This window comes from Paenibacillus sp. 1-8 (genome assembly GCF_056316205.1).
Genome location: NZ_CM149995.1, coordinates 4,326,547 through 4,350,164, shown reverse-complemented (window position 1 = coordinate 4,350,164; position 23,618 = coordinate 4,326,547). Strand labels below are relative to the sequence as shown.

Genomic DNA, 23,618 nt, shown 5'->3' with positions numbered 1-23,618 from the left:
GAAGAGAACCCATGGGAGAAAACCAATATAAATATAAACTGCTTGCGCTCGACATGGATGGAACTTTATTGAACGACAATCATGAAATTACGCTGGAAACGATCAACTGGATTAATAAGGCGATTCAAGAGGGGATTCACGTGTGCTTGTCTACCGGACGGGCGGCGATGCATGCTTTGCCTTACGGGCAACAGCTCGGTCTGGATACGCCTATGGTAACGGTAAACGGCAGTGAGGTATGGAAATCCCCTCATGAGCTGTGGCGCCGTTATTTGCTTGATAAGGAGCTAGTTCGGAAAATGCACCGGATTGCTGTAGAAACAGGGTCCTGGTTCTGGGCATATTCCACTGAGGAATTATATAACAGAGATCGTTGGCCGGATACATTGGATACACAGGAATGGCTCAAATTCGGTTATAATACGGAAAATGACGAAATTCGTCATCAAATTTTGCTTAAGCTTCAGGATATGGGCGGACTTGAAATTTCCAACTCTTCCATGACGAATCTGGAAATTAACCCGGCGGGCATATCGAAAGCCAGTGGGATTGCAGAAGTATGCGATTTGCTCGGGATTACAATGGAGCAGGTAGTCGCAGTAGGTGACAGTCTGAATGATTTGGCTGTAATTCAAGCGGTTGGACTGGGTGTTGCGATGGGCAATGCACAGGATACGCTAAAAGAAGCGGCCGATCTGGTCGTCGCTTCGAACAATGAAGATGGCATCGTTGAAGTTATCCGCGATTATGTACTTGTCTAGGAAAACGAATATTAAAACATCTGGGATAATTGGACGAGAAGGAGGGAGCCAATGGACATTGTAGGCTGGATTATTATCGTTGCGCTGTTCATTGTTGGCATGGCCGGGGCGGTATATCCCGTATTGCCAGGGGCGCTCGCCATCTATTTTGCATTTTTTGTGTACGGCTGGTTTTTCTCGTTTGCTCCATATAATGTATGGTTTTGGATCATACAGACACTAATAGTAGTTGCGCTATTTGTTGCAGATTATGCCGTCACTGCGTGGGGGGTCAAACGATTTGGCGGCTCGCGTCTGTCCACGATCCTTAGTACCATCGGGATTATTATCGGCCCTTTTGTTATTCCAGCGTTTGGTCTGATTTTAGGGCCGTTTATTGGCGCTGTGCTGGGTGAACTAATTAGCAAGGCCCCGCTGGATCGAGCGATTAAAGTGGGCTTTGGTTCTGTATTAGGGCTGTTTACCAGTACCGTGATGAAAGTAATTTTACAGCTTGTCATGATTCTTGTATTCTTGATTTGGGTGTTCTAGCTTAACATCCTATGTTTGTGATTTGCAGAGACAGAATCGACATGCGGCTCCGCACCGGTGATGGCTCAGGCCATGACTGCTTTGCGGAGCTTTTGCATGCGTGTCAACAGCAAGAAAGAAGGGAACGCATTTTGTCCAATAAAGAAACATTCCTTAAAGGTACGCTTATTTTAGCCGCAGCCGCCTTGGTGGCGAGAGTGCTGGGTCTGGTACAGCGCGTTCCATTGGAGCATTTGCTCGGTTCCGTCGGGAACGCCTCGTTTACGATTGCGAACAATGCTTATTTGATGTTGCTCACGGTGGCTACAGCAGGCATTCCAAGCACGTTGAGCAAAATGGTCTCCGAGCGTTATGCGCTGAATCGGCCTTCAGAAGCACGACGTGTGTACCATGCGGCGTTGCTGTTTGCGGCGGCGGCTGGCATTATCATTACGGTGGTGCTGTATTTTGGAGCGCCTTATTTTGCCGAGCATGTGGCGGGAGTTCCTCAGTCGGCCTTGGCTATTCAGGCATTGGCACCTGCCTTGCTGCTGTTTCCCGCCATTGCCATGATGCGCGGGTACTTCCAAGGGCGCGGTAACATGACCGCAGGCGGTATTTCACAAATTGTGGAGCAGGTCGCACGGGTGGCTACTGCTATTTTGCTCGCATTTATTATTTTAAAGCTCGGTTATGGAGATCGTGAGGTGGCGGCCGGGGCATCGTTTGGGGGTGTCATGGGAAGCATTGGCGCACTGGCGGTCATGCTGTATTACGCGGTGAAAATGCGTCGCCAGGATCGTCAGGATCGACAAGAGCAATTCCAGGAGGAAAGCTCCGCACTGCCGATGATGCGCATTTACAAAGACATTTTTACGCTATCTATTCCAATTGTATTGTCTTCTTTGACAGTTCCGGCCGTTAACTTTATTGATACGTCGATTGTGGTTAGACTACTGTCCGTCCAAATCGGCTTGGATCAGGCAACGACCCAGTTGGGTTATTTGGGAGCACGTGCGCAGAGTGTGGCGGGGATTCCGCCGATTTTGGCTATCGCGCTCAGTCAATCGCTCATTCCGATCATTTCGGCGGCTTTTGCCCGCAAGGATGAACAGCATTTGCAAAATCAGATGACGCTGGCCTTGCGGATCTCTATTTTGACCGGAATGCCGATTGTGCTGGCCTTGTGTGTAACCGCCTATTCCATCAATGGCTTACTGTTCAGTTCGCTTGGAGGCAGCGGGATTATCGCTGTTCTGACACTCGGAACGATATTCCAGATCACGATGATGACCTCTAACTCGATTTTGATCGGCATGGGCAAACCGCGTATTTCAATGGTTAATGTTTTGGTCGGTATCGTTGTTAAGCTGGCTGCGAGCTGGTTGCTGGCTGGCTGGCTCGGGATTTACGGCATCATTGCCGCAACCGGATTATGTTTCCTCGTGATTACGCTGCTGAATTTGCATGTGCTCAAAGGCATCGTATCCTTCTCAATCATGGGCCGTCGCTGGGCAGGCTTTCTGACCGCAGTCGTGCTTTCGGGAGCCATTGGATATGGTGTGAATGAGGCTTGTATTCTGCTGGTTCATATCATGCCTGCACGTGTGGCCTTCTTCATCGCGTGCTGTATTGCCGGAGCGGCTGTACTGGTATGCTATTTGGTGCTGCTGGTTGTGCTGCGCGTACTGCGCCGGGATGAGCTGGGTAACTACCCGCGTGTGTTGCAAAAGGTACTGCGTCCGCTGATGCGTCTCCAGCGTGAGTCCACAGGGCAACGAGGCTAAAAAATAGGCAGTTCTCCAGCTTTTTCAGTGGAAAGGCCGCAGGCTGGCATGCGCGTCATGGGCCATCGCTATTTTTTGGATGCCATGGAGGTGTTCATGCCGCATGGCAAATAACAGCGGTCGTCTTGGTTCGCTGAAATGCCCGAGCGTGGAGCCGTCCTGAAACCAGTCGTAACGGGGGATCGGATCATAAGACGTATCCGACCAGACGGCGTTCAGCTCGGGGCTGTACAGGCGTTGTCCCGGCAGTAGACATTTATGTGCCAGTAGCGCTGCACTCTCTTCAGGAGAGCGCAGCGCTTTTTCTTTGTGCGGAGTGAATAGTCCCGGCCAATAGTCGCTGCGTGAGCCAGTGTGAGGCACGCTGGTAGCGAATGCTGTTACTTGATCCAGCACCTGCTGGTGACCGAACAGCATGGCATACAGACTTTTACCGAAGCCGATCCGCTCATCCAGATGGCCGAATCGCTCCATTACAAGTCCGGTGAGGCCGTCGTTTAGCCCAAGCGGAAATATGACCTGATTCAACTGGAGCCAATCGTGCAAATAAAAGCCCAGCTTGTGCGTCACAAATTTTTGGAAATACGGATCTTTCACCACCCGGCCCTCAATATAGTTTTGTTCATTGATGATCAGGGCTACGCTTAAGAGAGAACTGTCCCTCCAAGCCCAGAAACGTTCCCAGAAGGGTCTCATGAATGGTGATACATGAAAATGGGGGAGCAAATGAAAGAAGCTTCGGCCCAGATGACGGCTGTGCATGTATAATTGCAGCTGCGGGTAGGCGTCCTGAAAAATAAGGGCATTGCAGCGCTCCAGCAGCCGATATAACCATTCCTTTTCCTGTTCGCCGAACAGACTGTCGATCAGACCGCCCTTCAAATCGGTCATGTTATAGCCACCATTGCGAGAAACCAGATGAGCCAGCAGCGCCCAATGTAACTCGGGGTAGCCGTGATAGCACTCAAGATAAGCGGCTGTCCGGGTGATGTTGCTGCGATTTTCCTGTGCCGTATCGTTCTTGATCCGTTCGACCAGCTCACAGTCCGTTTCGGATAAGGGCATATTCAGGGTATAGGGACGGGAAGCCGGTCCATTCCCCATCATGAGTGCTTCGGCTTCATCCATGGCGGCCTGTGCGGCTTGATCATCCCACGGCAGCTCACGCAGTGGATAGCGCAGCTTGCGGGACTCGGTCCAGGCCGCCCGCTTGCCTTCCCACGCTTCCTCCGCAGCACGTGGTACGGAACCCAGCAGCTTTAGCCCCCCCTGAAGCTGGCGTGATGCCACATGAAACCATTCGGTGAAAGACATACTGGATAACCTCCATTCAAAGTCTGAGAACACTCCATATTCCGCTAAGTATGCAGGGATGTTCTAAGTGTGTTCTGAAGTATATTGTTAGTATGTCTCGATAGCAGGGCTTCCAATCGGTGATTCGGGAATAATAGGGGAGTGTGCAAAAGCGCTACTTAGCGTTACAATAGAAAGCACAAGTTCTTTTTTTACAAACAGAATTCAAGGAGGAATCATCCATGCAAAAGATCGTCTCTCATGAAGACTTTAATAAGGCAATATCCACTTCTGGCGTAACAGTAGCAGTGTTTAAAGCGACCTGGTGCGGAGATTGTCATTTCATTGATCCGTTCATGCCTGATGTGGAACAGCAATATGCAGACAAGCTTACACTAATTGAGATTGATGTAGAGCAGGCGGAAAGCGTCAGCCAGGAGCAAAACGTACTGGGTATTCCCAGCTTTATCGCTTACAGTGAAGGCCGCGAGTTGGTGCGTCTGGTGAACAGATTGCGTAAATCCCGCGAAGAAATCGAGCAGTTCTTGAATCGGGCTGTGGAAGTACACGCCAGCTTGGCTAAATAATTGATGTTGTGCATGGCATAAGGATTCCGAGAGGAATTCTATTCATTAGGGCATTCAGAAAGCCGCTTCCTTCCAAAGGGGGCGGCTTTCTCACGGGACACGTTCACATTTTGTCAACAAAGCACGTATGTCAAGGAACGATATATCAGTTATAATTATTTTAAGTGATCATTTCACAACATTATGAAGTGAATAAATATTATATTTGGAAGGATACGGGTGAATTCTTTGAATAACAAAATCAGAATATTAAAGTGGCTTGCACTCGTAACATGTATTGTCATGTTTCTGGCTACCTTCGGTGGAGGCGTCGTGACGCGGACGGATTCGGGGCTGGGCTGCGGACGTGAATTTCCGCTCTGTAACGGCAAGCTGGTTCCGGCGCATACGATCGCATCTGTTATTGAGTTTACGCATCGCTCTGTTAGTGCCATGGCTGGCATACTCTCCATTGCCTCTTTTGTTGGCTTTTTGCTGTTTATGAAGCATCGTAAGGATTTACAGCTATTCTCGTTGCTGACGTTAATGTTTGTCATAATACAAGGAGCGATGGGGGCACTGGCTGTAATCTTTTCCCAATCTGCTGCAGTCATGGGGCTGCATTTTGGCTTTGCGCTTATCGCTTTTGCCAGTGCGACCATGATGACGCTGGGGGCCTGGCAGGAGCATGCGGATTCACGCTACACCCCGCGTCTGATTCCTGGGCCTGTCAGTCGGGGCTTTCGTAACTTTATATGGCTATCGACGATTTATACCTATATTGCTGTCTATTCAGGGGCGTTGCTTAGTCACTCGGTCATCCAGAAGGTTGTAAATATTGGGGGCTTCATATCTCCGCTGCTGCTTCATCAGATTTCAGCTGGTCTGCTGTTCGTCATTATCTTGGCTGTGGGTCACTACTCATACCGTTACCACCCGAATCACCGGGATATCCGTATATTGGGTGTCGTATCGGTCTTGTTAATCTTGCTTCAAGTGGTGATTGGAATTATCTTGTTGTACGTCAACAGACCTGAAATCTACATGTTTATCGTGCTGGGACATATGCTGGTGATTGCATCGTTGTTCTCCATCTTGGCTTATCTGAGCTATCGTGTATGGCAATTGTCACCGGACCGCAAGCTTGTTCCGACCCAAGCACAACGTACCTAAGCATTTCATAGATCATAGTGGAGCGGATTTTTGCCCAAGAGGCGTTGAAGCACGTATAATAGCATATAAGAAACAAACCAGGCCCGCGAGTTTCTCGAGGGCTTGATTTGCTTAGGAGGAATCGTCCAGTTGATCTACCAGAATTTGCGCCAATTTATTGAAGCGCTACGTAAAGAAAATAATCTTCAAATTATAGAAGCACCTGTCGATCCTTATTTGGAACTGGCCGAAATTCATCGGAGAGTTATTGAGGAAGAAGGCCCGGCATTGCTGTTCACCAATGTAAAAGGTACTCCGTTCCCTGTAGCCAGTAATCTGTTTGGCACAAACCGCCGTGTGGATATGGCCTTTGGGCCTCGTCCGGAACAACTGATGGATACGATTGTAGGGGCGACCAAAACATTGCTTCCACCTACCCCCAAGGCATTGTGGAATGAACGTGGGCTGATTAAGGACATGCTAAAAGTAGGGCTGAAAACGGTATCCCACAGCGAGGCTCCTGTACTGGGAGTTCGCCGTACGGATGCTCCGCTGGCTCCACTTCCAAGAGTGACGAGTTGGCAGGATGACGGGGGGCCGTTTATCACGCTTCCGCTCGTATATACCGAGAAGCCGGGTCAGTCCAAGGATCATAATTTGGGCATGTATCGCATTCAGATTTATGATGATCAGACCACCGGGATTCACTGGCAAATCCATAAAGGCGGCGGCTTTCATTATCATGAAGCTGAGCTTCGTAATGAGCCGTTGCCTACGACCATTATTATCGGCGGGCCGCCAGCCCTGATTGCATCCGCAATTGCTCCGGCACCGGAAAATCTGCCTGAGCTGCTGCTTGCCTCGCTCATTATGGGCGGCAAGCTGCCAATGACAGAAGACCCACTCGGCGGTCACCGGATTCCGGCAGAGGCCGAATTTGCGATCAGCGGTTATGTGCCGCCTCACGAACGTCGTCCGGAAGGGCCGTTTGGCGATCATTTTGGCTACTATTCCTTGCAGCATGATTTCCCTGTATTCCATGTCAAGCATATGTACCACCGTAAGGATGCCATTTATCCAGCAACCATTGTAGGTAAACCACGGCAGGAGGATTATTATCTCGGTGAATTTTTACAACGTCTGTTGTCACCTGCTTATCCGCTTGTGATGCCTTCCGTTAAGTCTCTGTGGGCTTACGCAGAAACGGGTGTACATGCATTGGCAGCGGCAGTTGTGCGTGAAAGCTATTCCCGCGAAGCGCTGGTATCAGGCTTTACCATTTTGGGACAGGGCCAATTGTCATTAACCAAATTCCTGATGCTGACGGATCGGGTCATCGATTTATCTGATTTTAACCTGCTGCTGGAAACCATTCTGGAGAGATTTAATCCAGCGACGGATTTATTTATTTTCAATCATACGTCTCACGATACACTTGATTATACGGGCCGTAAGCTGAATCACGGCAGTAAAGCAATCCTGATGGGTGTAGGTGAGCCTGTACGTGAACTGCATCGTGCCTATGAAGGAGGCGATCTGCCGGGTATTCGCGAAATTGAGCCGTATTGCGGAGGATGTCTCGTCGTATCCGGTGCGACCTTTGAGCAGGAGCCTGAGCTGGCAGCGCGGGTACTGGAGCGTTTGTCTGCGGGTGAGCAGGAATGGCCGCTTGTCTTTATTGTAGATGATGCCAAGGAAGTCGTTCGCTCACAAGCATCATTCCTGTGGACGGTGTTTACGCGGTTTAACCCGGCTACGGATATGTATGCAGACAGCGAGGTACGTTTGCATCATTTGAACTATAAGCTGCCCATTGTAGTGGATGCGCGTATGAAGCCGGGCTACCCGGATGAAGTGCTGCCGCGCGAGGATATTGTTAAGCTTGTAGACCAACGGTGGACGAGTTATTTCGCTTGACGCCCTAGCCAACCCAACAACCGGATTTTACATTCATAAAGGAGGGGTGAGCATGATACGCAAGCTACTAGGCGAGCCGCCACGTGTGAACAAGGGCAGCCTGCTGGATGCTATGAATAGCATGTCAGACATGCTGAAGCTGCTGGAGCGGCAAATTCAGGCCAGTGGAGATCCGACTCATGATTTTCGCAAGGCGGATATTTTGACACGTGGCCTGATGTCATCTCTGGATGAGCTGGAGCAGAGCCATCATGCTGCCGCCTTTTTCCGAACGAAAGTCAAAGCCGGATATGCCGAGGATATGAGCGTGGATGAGAAATCGGATTACGCGCTGTACGTCTTCTTTTATAAAGACGGGTTTGTGCGGGTATTTTCCATTCTGGATAAGCTTGGGAACTGGCTCAACGATCTGTATGATCTGAAAACGGGTCAGTACAAGGCACATTATTCGTATTTTACAGTGCTGCGGCAATTGAGATATTTGAAAATGCATCCTGAAATGACGGACAGCTTAAATGATATCAAGGACTCATATACCGATGCTATTAACCGACTGCGCAAGCGGCGTAATACGGAGATACACTATATGAATACGGAAATGCAGGATGATCTCTGGCAGCGACATCGTGCTTTGTACGGCAAGATACAACTGGAGGATCTGGATCATCACCTGGAGGATTTGAAGCAAGGTCTGGAGACGGTAAACCGTTCCCTGGCGACTGCCTTTCATTATACGGCAAAACAGTGGGAGAATCGGGAAGCTCATCCATAATTATGTCAGAAAATATCCTTTGACAAAGCTATGTAAACTATCTATACTGAAATCTAGTTTCAGAAAATGCTTGAATTATGATTTTATATATCAAATTTAACGGACAGCTAAAGCTGGAGTTTAACATATTTTCTTATCCAGAGAGGTGGAGGGACTGGCCCGATGAAGCCCGGCAACCCGTTCTTTTCCGGTGTGAAACACCGGAAGGGAACATTATGGTGCTAATTCCTACAAAACCGCTAGACTTATAACGGTTTTGACAGATAAGAAAAGGTTCGCATGGTGGGGCCCTTTTCATTTCTGTGAAAGGGGCTCTTTTTGTATAATTTTAGAGTAGGAATTTTATAAATCCTGAGAGATGAACGTCGCTTAAAAGGGTAAGGAAGAATGAAGGGGGTCGCAGCACGTTGATAGAGCTTAAGCAATTAACCAAGCATTATGGCAAAGGAAGCCGACGCGTTAGTGCGCTGTCCGGTTTGAATCTTTCCATAGAGCGTGGTCAAATATTTGGAGTCATCGGTCATTCCGGAGCGGGGAAAAGTACGCTGATCCGCTGTATTAATTTATTGGAACGTCCGACCTCGGGCGAGGTATGGGTAGATGGCGTGAATCTCGCCACGGTAAGCCAATCCCAGTTACAGAAACAGCGTCGTAAAATCGGAATGATCTTTCAGCATTTTAATTTGTTATCCTCGGCGACGGTATATGACAATATTGCCTTTCCGTTGCGCTTGGTAAATACACCGAAGGAGAAGTTGGACCAGAAGGTTCGTGAATTGCTGGAACTGGTCGGTCTGGAAGAACACAGCGCTAAATATCCGTCACAGCTCTCGGGTGGACAGAAGCAGCGGGTAGGTATTGCACGAGCGCTTGCCAGTGATCCTCATGTACTGCTGTGCGACGAGGCGACTTCGGCGCTTGATCCGCAGACGACAGGGTCCATCCTGAAATTGCTGTTAGACATTAACCAGCGCTTTAATTTGACCATCGTGCTGATTACGCATGAAATGCATGTCATTCAAAGCATCTGTGATCGTGTCGGCGTCATTCATCAGGGCGACATCGTGGAGCAAGGTCCGGTGGCAGAAGTATTCCTGAAGCCGCAGCATCAGGTGACCAAGGACTTTATCCAGCGGGAGTCTGAGCATCCCGAGGAGCTACAAGCAGCGATTGCGGCAGCAGGAGGCGGCGAATCGGCGCATGTTGTACGGATTTCATTTTTGGGCAGCAAGACATACGATGCGATTCTGTCGCGAACGGCTCGTAGTACCGGCGTTGATTTTGCGATCTTGCAGGGAACCATCTCCACAATTAAAAACGTACCGTATGGACAGCTTATCGTCCGTTTTGAAGGAAATCAGGAGGATATTGAGCATACGCTTCGCGAAGTGTCCAGTCAGGGACTTGATGTGGAGGTGATCGGACAATGAGTGAACTTGACTTTTCACAAGTGAGTTGGGAAGAATTAGGTAACTCTACATTAGAGACACTTCAGATGCTCGGTGCATCTGCGTTGTTCACCCTTATTATTGGTCTGCCTCTCGGGATTTTATTATTTCTGGCAAGCCGTTCTTCATGGAGTCTGATGAAGGTGATATACGTTGTACTTTCCTTTATCGTAAACATTTTGCGTTCCGTACCGTTTATTATTTTGATTGTTGCACTGATTCCTTTTACACGGTCGCTGGTGGGGACTTCCACGGGGGTGCTGGGTACGATTCCGCCGCTGGTCATTGGTGCTGCGCCATTCTTCGCCCGTCTGGTGGAGACGTCATTGCGCGAAGTGGACAAGGGTGTCATCGAGGCTGCACAAGCCATGGGCGCCTCTACAGGGCAGATTATCCGTCGGGTGCTGTTGCGTGAGGCACTGCCGGGTCTGCTCGCCGCATTAACGATTACCGTCGTTACGCTCGTATCCTATACAGCGATGTCCGGTATGATCGGGGGCGGTGGTCTGGGTACGCTGGCTATTAACTACGGATACTACCGTTATGAAACGGCTGTAATGATCGTTGCGGTCGTACTAATGGTCGTACTGGTGCAACTGCTGCAAATGGCGGGTGACCGTCTGGTGCGACATTATACTCGAAAATAGGGAAACCATATAGATATCCTTATTGATCAGGACGTCTAAATCCTGAACACTACAATTTATTGGAGGGGTAATCACATGAAAAAATGGGTATTGGCTGTATTAAGCTTGACATTAATTGCGGTACTGGCTGCTTGCGGTACAAAAAACACGACATCCGATACAAACAATGCGACCCAAAACACAGGCGGGTCACCACGTGAAGTCGAGCTGAAAGTTGGCGCTTCTCCTGTGCCCCATGCGGAAATTTTGGAAGCGATCAAGCCTCAGTTGGAAAAAGAGGGCATTCGTCTTCAAGTCGTTCAGTTTAACGACTACGTACAACCGAACGTACAATTGTTCGACAAGCAACTGGATGCTAACTTCTATCAACATGTTCCTTACCTGGATGTTATGAACAAAGAGCGCAAAATGGACCTGGTATCTGTAGGCGCGGTTCATCTGGAGCCATTCGGTATCTACTCCCAAAAATATAAAAAGCTTGATGAAATTCCGGACGGTGCTACCGTAGCCATCCCGAACGATGCAACCAATGGAGGTCGTGCATTGTTGTTGTTGGCCAAACAAGGTCTGATCAAGCTGAAAGACGCAAGCAACATCGAAGCTACAGTAAAGGATATCACAGAAAACCCGAAAAACCTGAAATTCAAGGAGCTGGAAGCGGCTATGCTGCCACGTCAGTTGCCTGAAGTGGACATTGCACTGATCAACACGAACTACGCTCTGGAAGCGAAGCTGAACCCTACAAAGGATGCACTGGCGTTGGAAGATAAAGATTCTCCATATGCTAACATTCTGGTAGCGCGTCCGGATAATAAAGATTCCGAAGCGATTCAGAAGCTGATCAAAGCGTTGCAATCCCCTGAAACTAAAAAATTCATTGAAGACAAATACCAAGGCGCGATTATCCCTGCATTTTAAGCTGGGAACGAGAACGTGTTCAACCCCAACCCCGAATTCTCTTGAACAAGAGAATTTGGGGTTTCTTTTTTGCTTGGAGTTGTAGGCGAAGCCTAAATATTTTATACTTGGGGGTGACCGTTCTCTGTGAAGAGGAGGAAAACTGTTGAGACACAAAGTCGCACTTATAACGGGCAGTGCTAAAGGATTAGGTAAAATGACCGCTCTGCGTCTGGCTGATGAAGGCTGTGATATTGCACTGAATTATGTGCATAGCCACACCGAGGCCGAAGAGCTTAGGCAGGTGATTGAGGCCAAGGGAGTACGCTGTCTGTCTTTGCAAGGAGATATTTCGATTCAGGAAGATATTACAAGGCTGATCGGTGAAGTACAGGATCGGCTGGGCGGCGTAGATATTATGGTAAATAACGCCGGACCGTTCATTCGGGAACGCCGCTTGTTTGCGGATTACAGTGTAGCCGAGATTCATACCATGATTCAGGGGAATCTGGTGGGTACGATGCTGCTGGATCATTTGGTATTACCTCATATGCGTAATCAGCAATGGGGACGTATTATTCATTTTGGCTTTGGTCATGCTGGAGAAGCACGGGCTTGGCCGCATCGCGCCGTGTACGCAGCCGCCAAGGTGGGGCTGGTTTCTTTTACGAAGTCACTCGCTGTGGAGGAAGCTCCTTATGGTATCACGGTCAATATGATTTGTCCCGGGGATATCCGGGGTGCGAACAAGGAAAAGTCAATTGCCGACGTCATCGGCTTGCAGGATAAAGAGACACCGCGTGGACGTCCGGGGAGTGGAGAGGATATTGCGCGAGTGATTGCTTATTTGTGTAATGAGGATTCGGATTTTATCACAGGCAATATTATGGATGTGTCGGGAGGGCTGGACCCGATTCGACCGACCATATAAGGGATTAAGATCCAATAGACTCCGTCACACAAAAAAAGAGTCTTGAGCTTCGTTACCGAAGTCAAGACTCTCATGATCATTATGCATCAAGCATTAGAATACTTGTACCACTTCTTGGACGCCGTCGACTTCTTCGAGAAGAGCGCGTTCAATCCCTGCTTTCAGCGTGATTGTGGAACTTGGGCAACTGCCACAAGCGCCTACCAGCTTCAGCTTAACGATGCCGTCTTCTACATCAACCAGTTCAACGTCGCCACCATCGCGTTGCAGGAACGGGCGAAGCTTATCCAATACTTCGGATACTTCATCATACATTGGAATGCTTTGTGTTTCGCTCATTAGAATTCAACTCCTTTCCTATACCTTATATATTATATTACAAAGCGGGCCAAATTAAAATGCCCGTCGACCAAAGCAGGTGAAAAAATGTTAAGACCCATCATTGAATTTTGCACCAGCAATATGCATTTTGGCACGGATGAAATTATGTCCAGACTGGAGCAAAACCCGGATTACGACGTCATTGAATACGGCTGCCTCAGCAATTGTGGTCAGTGTAACGCAGAGCCGTATGCGATGGTCAACGGCGAGATTGTATCTGCCGATTCAGCAGAGCTGCTGTACGAAGTGATTATGAACAAAATCAAAGAAGCCGAGGCATGGGATAACCTTGATCTAGACTAAGATGTTAATCATTCGTCAGCCTGCTTCGTTCTGTCTATGATATATGCACCGTCTATACATGTTTAACACAAAGAAGACCCGCTCCCAGAGCAGGTCTTCTTTGTGTGTTGTATTAACAGATTAGCCAAAATGGCGTTTGGATTTCCAGAGCACGCCGCTTTTGAGCAGGCGGGGTACACGACCACGCAGTGAGGTGCTGCCCATAAAACCATAGCCGAATCCGGCCTTCTTGCCAAGCGCACCCAATGTGCCACGCAGCTTCAAAGGATGCGGGTGAGGCGTGTGGCCTTTCCACAGGTCGTGTACAATGTGTGCAATCTGCTCACCTTGTACCTCGGCCGCCTGAGCACTTGGGGAGTAGGGGAGACTGGCGCAGTCTCCAACTACATACACCTCGGGATGATCCGGAATTTGGTAATATTCATTTAGCACAATGCGGCCCTGAGGATCTTTGGGCACAGCTAAATCCTGCACGATTTTCACGGGTTGAATCCCGGCAGTCCATACAACCGCATCCGTCACAATTTCTTCATCATGGTTGTAAATAGCGCCCGGCTCAATGCGGGAAACCCCCACATGATTTAACGCATCAACTTGATGCTCCTTAAACCAGGCATGCACATAGGCAGACAAACGCTGCGGGAATGCTGACAGCACCCGCTCGCCCCGATCCATAATGGTAATATTCAAATCCGTGCGGCTTTCGCGCAATTCCGCCGCAATCTCAACACCGCTCAAACCGCCGCCTACAATATGCACATGTCCGTAAGGCTTGATTTCATTCAGACGCAGATACGTTTGACGTGTATTGTTAAAGGACTGAATGGTACAGCTATGTTCCTCAGCCCCCGGTGTATTGTGAAAACGGTCCGTACAGCCCAGTGCAATCACAAGCTGCTCATAGGGTAACGGCTCGCCATTCTGAAAATGTACGATTTTATTTTCCAGATCCATTGAAGTAACTTCCCCATATTTGCGAATGAGCCGTTGTTCATCGGGAAAATGTACCCGTAAATCAAAATCAGATACCGTCCCCGCCGCGAGGGCGTAGTATTCTGTTTTCAATCCCTGAAAGGGCATTCGATCCACTAGAATAACCTGTACATCATCGGGAATATATTTATTGAGTAATTCCTTGGCAATGGTAAGGCCACCGTAGCCGCCTCCCAGAATAACGAAATTTTTCATCAAAATCCGCCGTCCTTTCGCTACCGTGTCCCCGGCAAATGGTCTGGTGCCTCATCAGGAAACCTTGTTCGCCTTCAAATTACGTCTTATCCCGGCGACATGCAAATTCAATGTTTCCGATCAGACACAAGTTTTTTTGTTGTTATAAAACCCGGCTTCCCGGCCCGCCTATAGGCAGGCAGACGAGAAAGTTCCGGGGCAGCTTGACGCTGCATGGTGTGAGTAATGGGGATGAAATGCAAGCGGGAAATCCAAATCCGATATTACTTTTATTCAAAAACTTCGATTTCGTTATAGAAGGTGTCCCGTTCAACCGGGATGCGTCCTGCACCTTTGACCAGCCAGATCAGCTCTTTACGGGTCAATCCGGCCGGGGTCAGTGCGCCTGCGGCATGGCTGATTTGCTCGCGCACAATCGTACCATGGACGTCCGATGCGCCGAAGGTCAGAGCGACCTGCGTCAATTGCGGGCCAATATTAATGAAGTAAGCTTTGACATGGTCGATATTATCCAGCATCAGGCGGCTGATCGCAATGGTTTTGAGATCCTCGTAAGCGGAGTTACGGCGCATGATGTTGGCGTTTTTGCTTTTCGGCTGCATGGACAATGGAATAAATACCATAAATCCGTTCGTTTCGTCCTGCAATTCACGAATTTGCAGCATATGTTCAATACGATCCTGATACGATTCGACCGAACCGTACAGCATGGTCGTATGAGTTTTCATGCCGAGATGGTGGGCCGTGCGATGAACCTCAAGATAGCGATCTACATTCGCTTTGGTGACACGCATCTTTTGGCGATACTCATCCGATAAAATCTCTGCGCCACCGCCGGTCAGCGTTTGCAGACCTGCCTTTTGCAGTTCCTGAAGCACTTCCTTAATGCTCAAGCCGCTAATACGTGTGAAAAAGTCAATTTCCGCTGCAGTGTAAGCTTTCAGTGTAACGTGGGGATACTTTTCATTCAGCGCCTTCAATGAGTCTACATAGTATTGGAAAGGCACATGATTATTATGACCACCGACGATATGAAATTCTCTTACCCCCGGATGGATGTGTTGCTCAACATAATCAATCATTTCCTGCCCGGACAACGTATAAGAGCCGTCCTCCCCCTGATCCTTGCGGAAATTGCAGAACGCGCAGTGCGCTTCGCATACATTGGTGAAGTACAGGCTCATGTTCTCAATAAAATAAACCTTTTTTCCGTTCTTGCGTAAATTCGCTTCGTTAGCCAACTGACCCAGTGTGAGAATATCGTCAGTTTCGTACAAATATATACCATCTTCAAGGTTCAAACGGATGCCGTTCTGTACCTTTTCTACAATCTCCGCCATTCTGCGGTCTGTAAAGGGTGTAGCTAATGTGGACATGCCTATTCCTCCTTCAAGTTGCTCTGTGCGAGGCTGTACGCCCTATAAGCGGCACAAGCGCTTAATGCGCACAGGATGTCCCGTTCCGTCGGTAAGAATCCGGCAGCGCGGATATATGATATGTGAAAAATATTACAATGCCAGGCTACAATGATGAATGCCTCAAAATATCGCCTTTGAAATGACAAATTTCCGACAGTTTCTTTTACACACTCTTCACCTATTATAAACCTCACCTCACAGGTGTTCAATACAAACGAACAGAAAAACAGGTCCTTTAGCCTGCAAGGGAAGGACATTCCACGACTTGAGCACCTGCAAATAGTGGAGTATACTGAAGGAGAACATGAAGTAAAAGAGGAGGATGGAGTCATGATTAACATCACCGATTCCGCTGCCGAGCGCTTGAAAGATATGCTGGAGCAGCAGGAAACGCCGAATATGTTTTTGCGTCTGGGTGTTACGCCGGGCGGTTGCACCGGATTCTCGTATGCCATGGGCTTTGATGACAACGAGACGGATCAGGATATATATATGAACGTACAGGATATGAAGATTGTAGTGGAAAAAGAAAGCATCCGCTACCTGGACGGTCTGGAGATCGACTTTGAAGAGTCCGGTATGTCAGGCGGCTTCACGATTCATAACCCGAATGCTGTAGCGACATGCGGCTGCGGTTCGAGCTTCCGTACAGCTACGGATGCAGGTAAGCCGAACGAAGAGCCTTGTTAACACACGTTACGTCAACGTTTTGTCTTCCGATGATCTGTTCGGAGGTAGATGCGTTAGCCTAGCGGAATAGGTATTCGGGATTGCGGATAACGGCCTTTGTGACGGGATTTTACTCGTTGCGGAGGTCGTTTTTGTGTTGTTTTTTTCTGTCTATTATCATCATCATTTGCTTTTGAAATGCCGATATAACATGGAGTTTGGAGAACTATGTTCTACATAAATTTTACCTAAAGGAAGTGGAAAGAGATGTTAAGAAAGAAATGGCTTATCACCCTGTTGGTTGCGGTGGCACTGTTTTTCAGTCAATCCGCATTCGCGGCAAATACGTTTACTGATGTGAACGGGACAAAATATGAATGGGCTGCCGAATCCATTCGTTCGATGGTCGACAAAGGCGTTGTCAAGGGCTATGCGGATGGGACCTTCAAGCCGGGCAAAACCATAACGAAAGCGGAATTTGTAAATATGTTTCACAAGCTTTTTCCAGAAATCAATCATTCGTCCGGAAAAGCCTCAGACTTTGTTGATGCGCGTAAGCACTGGGCGAATAAAGATTTTGCAGCATTATTCAACGGGGATTATGTTTGGCCGTTCACTGAAAGTGTAGGAGGCAAATATCCAAACTATCAATTCTATATCAAGCCCGACAAACCGCTGACCCGCTGGGATGTGATGATGATTGCTTCCGTTCGGACGGATTATACGAATCAGACTCTTCATCCTGAGATCAAGGAAGTAATCTCTACAACTGCACAGTACAAGGATATGAAAATTCGTCAGGCGAATTACAATGACAATTTCTCGGTCAACTATCCGGTACTATTCATCGACACGACCGAAGAAGAGTACTTCTATGATGGAGATTTCCAAGAACAAAAGGCAGAAGCATTCTACACCCTGACTAATATGGGCGTCCTTACCGCTAATGAAGGATACCTTCACCCAAAAGCGCTAGTCACACGGGCTGAAGCGGTTACCATTTTACAGCGTTTGTACGAAGCCACAAAGCAATCGAAGTGATGATCAGACGAAAGCAAGAAAAGATCCAACTATAAATGAAGGCCTCTATAGCGGTATAGTCGCGTACTATATTGCTAAGGAGGCCTTTTTGAATGTGTTTAATGATCATTATCACTACGTGTGGATTGGACAAATTTACTCAGGGCATTAAAAAAGGCAAATACAACTGTAAAAAGTAAGAGTGCTACGGGTTTAATTTCAATCTCAGAAAAAACACTATATAGAACTAAAAATGCAAAAAAGAGCACTGAGGTATTTATGTTTTGTTTTGTGTAAATCGATTTTATAAAGTGCATTTTATCACTCTCCATTTTATTATAAGTGATTACTCTTGCATGACTTATAAAGCAATGAAGCAACCAATCAAAAGATCGAATATATAAATGGAACTTAAAAGTTACTTTAGTGCCACTCCGCAGACGGATGGTGCTTCCCATCGCCACCGCCCCCGGATTTCTTGAATAAAGCTTATAATTGGGTAGAAATCCGGGGACAAAAGCGACCGCTTCGCTTGTACAGCACCATTCCGTCTTCTCCGTTTTTCATGTACATTTCTTACTATATAGCAAAAAATAGAACTAATTGATCGGTTCCTTATGCAGCGGGTAGATTAACAATAGGAAAATATAGTTAATAAAAAGGAAGAGCGCTATCCTCTTCAAAAAGGCTAGCGCTCTTTTTCTGTATCTAATGGTTGCTCCTCTATAAACTCTACAACCTCTTCAATTCTACAGTCTAATTCCTCACAAATGCGTGCAATGACACTCATAGCTACAAATTCCCCATTAGACATTTTCGCCAAAGTAGATGGTGATATTCCTAATTGAGTGCGAAGGTAAGTTCGTGTTTTATCTCGTTTAATTAGAGTGATTTCCATTGGTTTATAACTTGGTTTCAATCCCATGAGCAATCCCCCTCAACTTATTATATGTACTCAAATCTTATAGAAGTCAAACTTAAATTACAATAATGCGTACATTTTATTCGATAAGTGTTGAAAGTTTACTTGTGAAAGTGTATTATATGTATAAGAAGTCGTACATTAAATACATATAAACATAACATTGTGTGCTTCATTGACAAGATTAATGAATACAGAAGGAGCGGAATTAATTATGAGCGAATCTGTTGAATTGAAAAGAGTTGCCATGGTATATGGACCTGATGATGATCCTCATATGTACGAATTATTTGAGGGAGTTTTGTATGAGCGTAGCTATTTCTTTTATCTTGAACATGGGAGATTGTGTCTGCGACATGTAAGAAAGGTAGAACAACCGGATCATCCGTATCTTTATGTGGATGGGGAAAGTGGGGGGCTACAATTAGCAGAGAATGTACAACGTGAGATCATGGAGGTTGCTACAGAGCTGATCGAGCGTTTGCGTAGTAAGGATGGATTGACGTTTTTACTGGATGAACTGCTATGGCTACATGGTCGAAGTCATGTTGAGCTTAACCTCGTGAAAACAAAGGGAAATCTGTAAGCCAGTATTGTTTTTCTTATGGTTCCTTCTATATTCCAATTATCCCATTTATGCTATAATAATTTGGACAAAATAACCGGTGGGGAAGATACGGCGAAGCTAGCCCGAGAGGGGGTGACGCCGTGTCATTTGATCTAATCGTGAAGATTCTTGACGTTGTGCTAAAGTTGGTCAGTATTACTACTGGTCTAAAGGCTTTGGTTCAAGCCTGGAAACAATCACGTAAAGACAGGAAAAACCACCGGGAATAGGTTTGGCCTCCTAGCAATCCGGTGGTTTTTCGTACGCAGTATGAAATTCTCGCCGTGGTCGCCCACCGGCCTTTGTCAGAAAGTCGCGATGGTGGAACATCGCGACTGTTCTTATTTTACCCACATATCATATGTTATATGACACATAGTACGTGATACAGCTTTTGTTGATAGTATAGCATAGTGCTATTTTTTTTTCCACAAATGGTGTTAGTCTTAACTATTTCACCAAGCTACAATGCCCTGAAATGATCTTCAACGCCCCATCCATATCGTGCCAAACACGGGTGTAGCACATTTCATCTTCAATGGGTTCATTACCTACCGTTCCTCGTAAAGAAACTCGCGTCACAGTTACCGCAGTACCATCCAGCAGAATCACCTTTTGGTCCAACACTTGCATATCCGTAGCTTTTACTTCTCCATATCCGTAAATAACTCCTGCGCGATGCGCACAAATAACTGTACAGCCAGAGAAGCATTGTGCAGGGATGGCACGGCGATACCAATCTGGCGTGTAATCAGGGGTGTGGTTTCCTTGACGGTCAGATCATGAGGGAATGTGGACAAGGAGAATGAAGAGACGATCCCCATGCCCAGTCCTTGTCGAACCATGCTGACCAAGGTGGTGACATTGTGAGTAGTGAAACGTGCCTGCAACTGGCTTTGTTCACGCTCAAAGCCTTCCATAATGGCAACCTCATGCCCGCCTTTACAGAAGATCATATCCTGCTGGTTCAAGTCTCGAATGGCGATTTTGCTTTGCGATTGTAAAGGATGACCGTCCGGCAGGAGAATAACCATATTATCCTGACATAAAGGGATGACATCCACCTGCGGATCTGGCAGCAGAATGATACCTGCTTCAATCTCTCGGTTATGCAGCCATTCCTTAACCTCATTCGTGGAGCCTTCGTGCAGATCGAATATGAGGTTCGGGTAATGCTGACGAATATGATGTATGATCGGGGGCAGAAAATAGGCGGAGGCCGAAGGGAAAGCTCCGATGGTGATTGTGCCAACGTCCAGCCCTTTTTCGGCGGCGACCTGCTGCTCTACTTTTTCCATGCTTTGCAGTATCATGCGGAATTGCAGCAGTACCTTTTGCCCGATATCTGTCAGCAGCACGCCTTTTTTTCGGTCACGCAGCAATAGCTGGACATCCAACTCACTCTCAATACTGGCGATGGCATGGCTGACTGCGGGTTGTGTCATATGCAGCTCATGGGCAGTTTGGGTAAAGTTTAGCGTTTCAGCTACGCGGACAAAGATCATGATTTGGGTAATGGTCATAATCGAAAAGTTATCTCCCTTATCGAAAACATTCATTTTATTTATTAGTGCCCACAGTATACGCTAATAAAGTAAAGCTTTGCAAATGGCTGTAAATGACTATAGCCGTATGAAATGAGCGATGATCATCGCTAGGGGAGAGGAAGATATCTATGAAAACATTAACACCTAAAGCTACGCTGTGGCTTGTATTGATATTAGTGATGGTGTGGGGGATTAACTGGCCGTTGACCAAGCTGGCTTTGCCGGATACACCGCCTATTTTATTTTCAGGCATACGTACGCTGCTGGGCGGGCTAATCCTGCTTCTGTTCGCTATGCGTCACAGGGAAACCTTGCGTTTGAGACAGAATGCGTGGACGTATCTCGTTCTGGCGATATTTAATATTGCAGGCTACTACGGCTTTCAGACGGTGGGGCTACGATATTTGCCTGCCGGGTTATTTTCCACTTTAGTATTCTTACAGCCGATCTTGCTTGGATTGTTCTCCTGGTTGTGGTTGGGTGAGCGCATGTTTCCGATGAAGGTCATTGGACTGGTTCTCGGCTTTGGCGGGATAATTGTGATTAGCTCCAGCGGGATGGCAGGGCATTTGTCCGTCTTGGGTATTGTGTTAGGGCTGGCCTCTGGATTGTCCTGGGCACTCGGAACGATTTATTTGAAGAAAAAAAGCAAGCAGTTGGACTCCATTTGGGCGGTGACGATGCAGCTCGTTTTTGGGGGAATTATACTTAATGGAATTGGACTTACGACGGAGAAATGGAGCGATATTCACTGGAGCCCCTCCTTTATCGCTATCTTGCTATTTATATCGGTATTCGTGATTGCGATGGGCTGGATGGTTTATTTTAAGCTGATCGACAACGGAGAAGCAGGAACTGTCGGCTCCTATACGTTTATGATTCCGGTGCTGTCTACGATCTTTAGTATGGTGATGCTCAAGGAGTCGCTTACCCTGACATTCGTGGTGGGATTGGTGCTGATCGCGGGCAGTGTGTATCTGGTGAATACGGCTTTACCGGGAAAACGGGGCAACCGAAGCTCGAAGGCCCACGAAACGAAATCCTGTACCAATGAATAGAGAATGAGAATGCAGGAAGAATATACTAGATTATAAAAGGGGGTCATAGTAAAATATGACTATATAAATAGAGAGGAAGTTTGTTATGGAGGAATTAAGTATTCATACTCAGTCTGTGGAGCCGCAAAAGGGTTCTGCTCGTAAGCTTGCAGTCGTAGCCACGGTCATTTCAGGCATAGCTGTATTAGGATGTATTTCTTTAGCGCTATGGAATTATAATTTGAACACGAAGGTAAATACTTTAACTACAGCGAATGCTTCACTCAACAAGACAACGCAAGCATTGACAAAGCAGCAAAAGGATACGGAAGCATTGCTTCAACGGGTTCAATTGGCAGCCAACCTGTCAGCCATATCGCATATTTTGGAGCAAACCTCTGTCGTCACTGATGATTTTGTATTGGAAAAAGTGACCTTTGATGTGACGGATGATGGTACGTTGAAGGGTGTGCTTTTGAACGTGAACAATCAACCGAATCTTGGTTTTGGGGGGGCTTATCAAGGTTATGGGAAATATAATATGGCTTCCGATGCCTTGACGAAGAAGGCGGAAGAAGTCATAAACATAGCCATGAAACAGTATAATGCGCCTAACAAGCTTCCGGTATGGGATAATAATACGAAGGTGGAAATGACGGTACAAAATTATGAACTTGGAAAGCGGGAAGGTGGAATTTTCAAGCTTGCCAGTCAGAAATAGGAGGTACCTTATGAAGGATTTTGATGTAACTAAAGCCAAGTATGATCCGAAGCAGGAAGAACAGGTGAAAAAGGGATTTTTCAAAAAGGTGAAATCCACGGCCGGGAAGGTTCCTTTTGCGAAAGATGCGGTAGCGATGTACTATTGTGCGATAGATCCTGAAACGCCTCTTTATGCCAAAGGGGTTGCCTTCGGGGCCTTGGCGTATTTTATTTCTCCATTGGATGCGATATCGGATGTCATTCCGGTGCTGGGATTCACGGATGATGCGGGTATCGTGCTGGCGGCCTTAAAAGTGCTGGACATGCATATCAAGCCAGCCCATCGGGAGAAGGCGAACGAATTTTTTTCTTGAGTTTTGCTTGAAGAGCGGGGGAGCCAGGGAATGGATAGATACACACCGGCAGCGAGGGAACGCTGGCAGATGAGACAGAGTGAGCCGCAGCCGCAGGGCTGGGTGCTTGCTTTGTTTGCCTGGATTTTTGCAGCACAAGGTTTTGTAGAAGGCCTGATAAGAGGTTATAATGAGCATTATCAGTCAGGGAGGTAAACAGTATTGAGCGTCATTATTTCACAGCAGATATCAGCAACGGGCGTGAAGGAATATACGAAGGTGATCAAAACATTTGATTCCCATTTTACACCTTTGGTTGGACAGAAAATCAGGGATACGGCTTTTGGCGATATGCAATATTATGACGTCGAGGATGTATTTATTGATCTGGCAGAGAATGAATACTGGGTGATTTTACCTGCGGTTCTGCTGCACACCGATGATATTGAGGATGTACGGGATGCGGTACGTGAGTATCGTTCACATGGTTGGGAATGTACAAAACCTTTGTAAATCCATACTGCATAAGCATCTATACGGAAACGTCTTTCTTTTGCGAGATAGGCGTTTTTTTGTGTATTTATGTATAAAATCTTCCTAATGATTGGCATGAAAAGAAAGAATTAATGCTGAAAATGCGCAAATTGTATCATTTTTTATCATAAAACGACAAGTTGGGAAATGAAAACGGACTTAATGTGTTATACTTAGTATATCAAAGGACAAGAGTCTAAAACGACCGGTAAGGCCCTTTCTTTGAAGAGCCTCGTAAGGTTCAACGTTTATCCAA

The 23,618-nt window shown here is 47.1% G+C and carries 28 protein-coding genes and 1 riboswitch; of the genes, 20 read left to right on the top strand and 8 right to left on the bottom strand.

All coding sequences use genetic code 11. From position 1 onward, the window contains the following. Positions 1-11 precede the first annotated feature (11 nt). The 3 genes from AC0WRU_RS20020 to AC0WRU_RS20010 all read left to right on the top strand — a co-directional run bounded on the left by AC0WRU_RS20020 (position 12) and on the right by AC0WRU_RS20010 (position 3,058). Entirely contained in the window at positions 12-761 is a 750-nt protein-coding gene (locus AC0WRU_RS20020; protein WP_025684727.1) for a Cof-type HAD-IIB family hydrolase, read from the top strand. A 51-nt stretch (positions 762-812) separates the two neighbouring features. Continuing rightward, positions 813-1,292, top strand: a complete 480-nt coding sequence (locus AC0WRU_RS20015) for a DUF456 domain-containing protein (protein ID WP_025684726.1) — start codon at positions 813-815, stop codon at positions 1,290-1,292. Positions 1,293-1,423: 131 nt separating this feature from the next. Next, complete coding sequence (locus AC0WRU_RS20010) at positions 1,424-3,058, top strand: putative polysaccharide biosynthesis protein (protein ID WP_476126067.1); 1,635 nt, start codon at positions 1,424-1,426, stop codon at positions 3,056-3,058. 24 nt (positions 3,059-3,082) lie between these two features. On the opposite strand, the gene AC0WRU_RS20005 is transcribed toward AC0WRU_RS20010, so the two are convergent. Beyond that, the gene (locus tag AC0WRU_RS20005) at positions 3,083-4,372 is read right to left on the bottom strand and encodes a DUF2515 family protein (RefSeq protein WP_476126066.1); all 1,290 of its coding nucleotides are present in this window, start codon (positions 4,370-4,372) and stop codon (positions 3,083-3,085) included. A 221-nt stretch (positions 4,373-4,593) separates the two neighbouring features. On the opposite strand from AC0WRU_RS20005, the gene AC0WRU_RS20000 reads away from it, so the two are divergent. From AC0WRU_RS20000 to AC0WRU_RS19965, 8 genes are all read left to right on the top strand, one after another. Then, a complete protein-coding gene (locus tag AC0WRU_RS20000) occupies positions 4,594-4,938 on the top strand; it encodes a thioredoxin family protein (RefSeq protein ID WP_476126065.1) in 345 nt (114 codons plus the stop codon). A 219-nt stretch (positions 4,939-5,157) separates the two neighbouring features. Then, complete coding sequence (locus AC0WRU_RS19995) at positions 5,158-6,090, top strand: COX15/CtaA family protein (protein WP_025684722.1); 933 nt, start codon at positions 5,158-5,160, stop codon at positions 6,088-6,090. 129 nt (positions 6,091-6,219) lie between these two features. Next, the gene (locus AC0WRU_RS19990; RefSeq protein ID WP_476126064.1) at positions 6,220-7,986 is read left to right on the top strand and encodes a UbiD family decarboxylase; all 1,767 of its coding nucleotides are present in this window, start codon (positions 6,220-6,222) and stop codon (positions 7,984-7,986) included. 52 nt (positions 7,987-8,038) lie between these two features. After that, the gene (locus tag AC0WRU_RS19985; protein WP_476126063.1) at positions 8,039-8,758 is read left to right on the top strand and encodes a Cthe_2314 family HEPN domain-containing protein; all 720 of its coding nucleotides are present in this window, start codon (positions 8,039-8,041) and stop codon (positions 8,756-8,758) included. A 130-nt stretch (positions 8,759-8,888) separates the two neighbouring features. Beyond that, a riboswitch (SAM riboswitch) is annotated at positions 8,889-9,028 on the top strand. 137 nt (positions 9,029-9,165) lie between these two features. Next, positions 9,166-10,188 carry a methionine ABC transporter ATP-binding protein gene (locus tag AC0WRU_RS19980; RefSeq protein ID WP_476126062.1) on the top strand — a complete coding sequence of 341 codons (1,023 nt, stop codon included), beginning with the start codon at positions 9,166-9,168 and terminating at the stop codon, positions 10,186-10,188. Continuing rightward, complete coding sequence (locus AC0WRU_RS19975) at positions 10,185-10,853, top strand: methionine ABC transporter permease (RefSeq protein WP_025684718.1); 669 nt, start codon at positions 10,185-10,187, stop codon at positions 10,851-10,853. Before AC0WRU_RS19980 ends, AC0WRU_RS19975 begins: the two co-directional genes overlap by 4 nt. Positions 10,854-10,928: 75 nt before the next feature. Continuing rightward, on the top strand, positions 10,929-11,771 hold the full coding sequence (locus AC0WRU_RS19970; protein ID WP_025684717.1) for a MetQ/NlpA family ABC transporter substrate-binding protein: 843 nt from the start codon (positions 10,929-10,931) through the stop codon (positions 11,769-11,771). Positions 11,772-11,916: 145 nt separating this feature from the next. Next, positions 11,917-12,681, top strand: a complete 765-nt coding sequence (locus AC0WRU_RS19965; protein WP_476126061.1) for an SDR family oxidoreductase — start codon at positions 11,917-11,919, stop codon at positions 12,679-12,681. 93 nt (positions 12,682-12,774) lie between these two features. Here the strand turns inward: AC0WRU_RS19965 and AC0WRU_RS19960 are convergent, their stop codons facing one another. Continuing rightward, positions 12,775-13,020 (bottom strand): NifU family protein, encoded by a 246-nt coding sequence (locus tag AC0WRU_RS19960; RefSeq protein WP_025684715.1) that lies wholly within the window; start codon positions 13,018-13,020, stop codon positions 12,775-12,777. An 87-nt stretch (positions 13,021-13,107) separates the two neighbouring features. Between AC0WRU_RS19960 and AC0WRU_RS19955 the strand changes: the two genes are divergently transcribed. Continuing rightward, positions 13,108-13,365, top strand: coding sequence for a YuzB family protein (locus AC0WRU_RS19955; RefSeq protein ID WP_014277865.1), 258 nt, complete (start codon positions 13,108-13,110; stop codon positions 13,363-13,365). 120 nt (positions 13,366-13,485) lie between these two features. Here AC0WRU_RS19955 and AC0WRU_RS19950 read toward each other — a convergent pair whose 3' ends face one another. Together AC0WRU_RS19950 and mqnE are read right to left on the bottom strand one after the other, a co-directional pair. After that, positions 13,486-14,553: an NAD(P)/FAD-dependent oxidoreductase gene (locus AC0WRU_RS19950; protein WP_476126060.1), complete on the bottom strand. Its 1,068-nt coding sequence runs from the start codon at positions 14,551-14,553 to the stop codon at positions 13,486-13,488. Positions 14,554-14,822: 269 nt separating this feature from the next. Further along, entirely contained in the window at positions 14,823-15,929 is a 1,107-nt protein-coding gene (gene mqnE / locus AC0WRU_RS19945; RefSeq protein WP_025682168.1) for an aminofutalosine synthase MqnE, read from the bottom strand. A 372-nt stretch (positions 15,930-16,301) separates the two neighbouring features. Between mqnE and AC0WRU_RS19940 the strand changes: the two genes are divergently transcribed. Both AC0WRU_RS19940 and AC0WRU_RS19935 read left to right on the top strand, forming a co-directional pair. Then, positions 16,302-16,661, top strand: coding sequence for a HesB/IscA family protein (locus AC0WRU_RS19940; protein ID WP_013311832.1), 360 nt, complete (start codon positions 16,302-16,304; stop codon positions 16,659-16,661). A gap of 246 nt (positions 16,662-16,907) precedes the next feature. Then, positions 16,908-17,681 carry an S-layer homology domain-containing protein gene (locus tag AC0WRU_RS19935; RefSeq protein ID WP_476126059.1) on the top strand — a complete coding sequence of 258 codons (774 nt, stop codon included), beginning with the start codon at positions 16,908-16,910 and terminating at the stop codon, positions 17,679-17,681. A 98-nt stretch (positions 17,682-17,779) separates the two neighbouring features. Here AC0WRU_RS19935 and AC0WRU_RS19930 read toward each other — a convergent pair whose 3' ends face one another. Together AC0WRU_RS19930 and AC0WRU_RS19925 are read right to left on the bottom strand one after the other, a co-directional pair. Next, the gene (locus AC0WRU_RS19930; RefSeq protein ID WP_476126058.1) at positions 17,780-18,118 is read right to left on the bottom strand and encodes a hypothetical protein; all 339 of its coding nucleotides are present in this window, start codon (positions 18,116-18,118) and stop codon (positions 17,780-17,782) included. A 230-nt stretch (positions 18,119-18,348) separates the two neighbouring features. Further along, positions 18,349-18,585: a helix-turn-helix domain-containing protein gene (locus AC0WRU_RS19925; RefSeq protein WP_103049988.1), complete on the bottom strand. Its 237-nt coding sequence runs from the start codon at positions 18,583-18,585 to the stop codon at positions 18,349-18,351. 211 nt (positions 18,586-18,796) lie between these two features. Between AC0WRU_RS19925 and AC0WRU_RS19920 the strand changes: the two genes are divergently transcribed. Next, positions 18,797-19,168, top strand: coding sequence for a hypothetical protein (locus AC0WRU_RS19920; RefSeq protein ID WP_476126057.1), 372 nt, complete (start codon positions 18,797-18,799; stop codon positions 19,166-19,168). Between the two features lie 471 nt (positions 19,169-19,639). Here AC0WRU_RS19920 and AC0WRU_RS19915 read toward each other — a convergent pair whose 3' ends face one another. Together AC0WRU_RS19915 and AC0WRU_RS19910 are read right to left on the bottom strand one after the other, a co-directional pair. Further along, entirely contained in the window at positions 19,640-19,822 is a 183-nt protein-coding gene (locus tag AC0WRU_RS19915; protein ID WP_476126056.1) for a nuclear transport factor 2 family protein, read from the bottom strand. A gap of 11 nt (positions 19,823-19,833) precedes the next feature. Continuing rightward, complete coding sequence (locus AC0WRU_RS19910; RefSeq protein ID WP_476126055.1) at positions 19,834-20,712, bottom strand: LysR family transcriptional regulator; 879 nt, start codon at positions 20,710-20,712, stop codon at positions 19,834-19,836. A gap of 152 nt (positions 20,713-20,864) precedes the next feature. On the opposite strand from AC0WRU_RS19910, the gene AC0WRU_RS19905 reads away from it, so the two are divergent. The 5 genes from AC0WRU_RS19905 (at position 20,865) to AC0WRU_RS19885 (ending at position 23,341) form a co-directional block, all read left to right on the top strand. After that, a complete protein-coding gene (locus AC0WRU_RS19905; RefSeq protein ID WP_476126054.1) occupies positions 20,865-21,794 on the top strand; it encodes a DMT family transporter in 930 nt (309 codons plus the stop codon). Positions 21,795-21,879: 85 nt separating this feature from the next. Further along, positions 21,880-22,494, top strand: a complete 615-nt coding sequence (locus AC0WRU_RS19900) for a hypothetical protein (RefSeq protein ID WP_476126053.1) — start codon at positions 21,880-21,882, stop codon at positions 22,492-22,494. 10 nt (positions 22,495-22,504) lie between these two features. Beyond that, positions 22,505-22,849, top strand: coding sequence for a YkvA family protein (locus tag AC0WRU_RS19895; protein ID WP_476126052.1), 345 nt, complete (start codon positions 22,505-22,507; stop codon positions 22,847-22,849). 30 nt (positions 22,850-22,879) lie between these two features. Continuing rightward, positions 22,880-23,044: a hypothetical protein gene (locus AC0WRU_RS19890; RefSeq protein WP_476126051.1), complete on the top strand. Its 165-nt coding sequence runs from the start codon at positions 22,880-22,882 to the stop codon at positions 23,042-23,044. A gap of 6 nt (positions 23,045-23,050) precedes the next feature. Then, positions 23,051-23,341, top strand: coding sequence for a hypothetical protein (locus tag AC0WRU_RS19885; RefSeq protein ID WP_025682160.1), 291 nt, complete (start codon positions 23,051-23,053; stop codon positions 23,339-23,341). The last annotated feature ends 277 nt before the right edge of the window (positions 23,342-23,618 follow it).

What these genes read in the sequence shown, in the direction of transcription:
- AC0WRU_RS19930 (WP_476126058.1), bottom strand. Translation starts at nt 18,118, where the DNA reads ATGGGAAGCACCATCCGTCTGCGGAGTGGCACTAAAGTAACTTTTAAG.
- AC0WRU_RS19970 (WP_025684717.1), top strand. Translation starts at nt 10,929, where the DNA reads ATGAAAAAATGGGTATTGGCTGTATTAAGCTTGACATTAATTGCGGTA.
- AC0WRU_RS19975 (WP_025684718.1), top strand. Translation starts at nt 10,185, where the DNA reads ATGAGTGAACTTGACTTTTCACAAGTGAGTTGGGAAGAATTAGGTAAC.
- AC0WRU_RS19950 (WP_476126060.1), bottom strand. Translation starts at nt 14,553, where the DNA reads ATGAAAAATTTCGTTATTCTGGGAGGCGGCTACGGTGGCCTTACCATT.
- AC0WRU_RS19935 (WP_476126059.1), top strand. Translation starts at nt 16,908, where the DNA reads ATGTTAAGAAAGAAATGGCTTATCACCCTGTTGGTTGCGGTGGCACTG.
- AC0WRU_RS19890 (WP_476126051.1), top strand. Translation starts at nt 22,880, where the DNA reads ATGGATAGATACACACCGGCAGCGAGGGAACGCTGGCAGATGAGACAG.
- AC0WRU_RS19955 (WP_014277865.1), top strand. Translation starts at nt 13,108, where the DNA reads ATGTTAAGACCCATCATTGAATTTTGCACCAGCAATATGCATTTTGGC.
- AC0WRU_RS20000 (WP_476126065.1), top strand. Translation starts at nt 4,594, where the DNA reads ATGCAAAAGATCGTCTCTCATGAAGACTTTAATAAGGCAATATCCACT.
- AC0WRU_RS19985 (WP_476126063.1), top strand. Translation starts at nt 8,039, where the DNA reads ATGATACGCAAGCTACTAGGCGAGCCGCCACGTGTGAACAAGGGCAGC.
- AC0WRU_RS19895 (WP_476126052.1), top strand. Translation starts at nt 22,505, where the DNA reads ATGAAGGATTTTGATGTAACTAAAGCCAAGTATGATCCGAAGCAGGAA.
- AC0WRU_RS19920 (WP_476126057.1), top strand. Translation starts at nt 18,797, where the DNA reads ATGAGCGAATCTGTTGAATTGAAAAGAGTTGCCATGGTATATGGACCT.
- AC0WRU_RS19900 (WP_476126053.1), top strand. Translation starts at nt 21,880, where the DNA reads ATGGAGGAATTAAGTATTCATACTCAGTCTGTGGAGCCGCAAAAGGGT.
- AC0WRU_RS19960 (WP_025684715.1), bottom strand. Translation starts at nt 13,020, where the DNA reads ATGAGCGAAACACAAAGCATTCCAATGTATGATGAAGTATCCGAAGTA.
- AC0WRU_RS19925 (WP_103049988.1), bottom strand. Translation starts at nt 18,585, where the DNA reads ATGGGATTGAAACCAAGTTATAAACCAATGGAAATCACTCTAATTAAA.
- AC0WRU_RS19915 (WP_476126056.1), bottom strand. Translation starts at nt 19,822, where the DNA reads ATGCAAGTGTTGGACCAAAAGGTGATTCTGCTGGATGGTACTGCGGTA.
- AC0WRU_RS19940 (WP_013311832.1), top strand. Translation starts at nt 16,302, where the DNA reads ATGATTAACATCACCGATTCCGCTGCCGAGCGCTTGAAAGATATGCTG.
- AC0WRU_RS19905 (WP_476126054.1), top strand. Translation starts at nt 20,865, where the DNA reads ATGAAAACATTAACACCTAAAGCTACGCTGTGGCTTGTATTGATATTA.
- AC0WRU_RS20020 (WP_025684727.1), top strand. Translation starts at nt 12, where the DNA reads ATGGGAGAAAACCAATATAAATATAAACTGCTTGCGCTCGACATGGAT.
- AC0WRU_RS19910 (WP_476126055.1), bottom strand. Translation starts at nt 20,712, where the DNA reads ATGACCATTACCCAAATCATGATCTTTGTCCGCGTAGCTGAAACGCTA.
- AC0WRU_RS20005 (WP_476126066.1), bottom strand. Translation starts at nt 4,372, where the DNA reads ATGTCTTTCACCGAATGGTTTCATGTGGCATCACGCCAGCTTCAGGGG.
- AC0WRU_RS20015 (WP_025684726.1), top strand. Translation starts at nt 813, where the DNA reads ATGGACATTGTAGGCTGGATTATTATCGTTGCGCTGTTCATTGTTGGC.
- mqnE (WP_025682168.1), bottom strand. Translation starts at nt 15,929, where the DNA reads ATGTCCACATTAGCTACACCCTTTACAGACCGCAGAATGGCGGAGATT.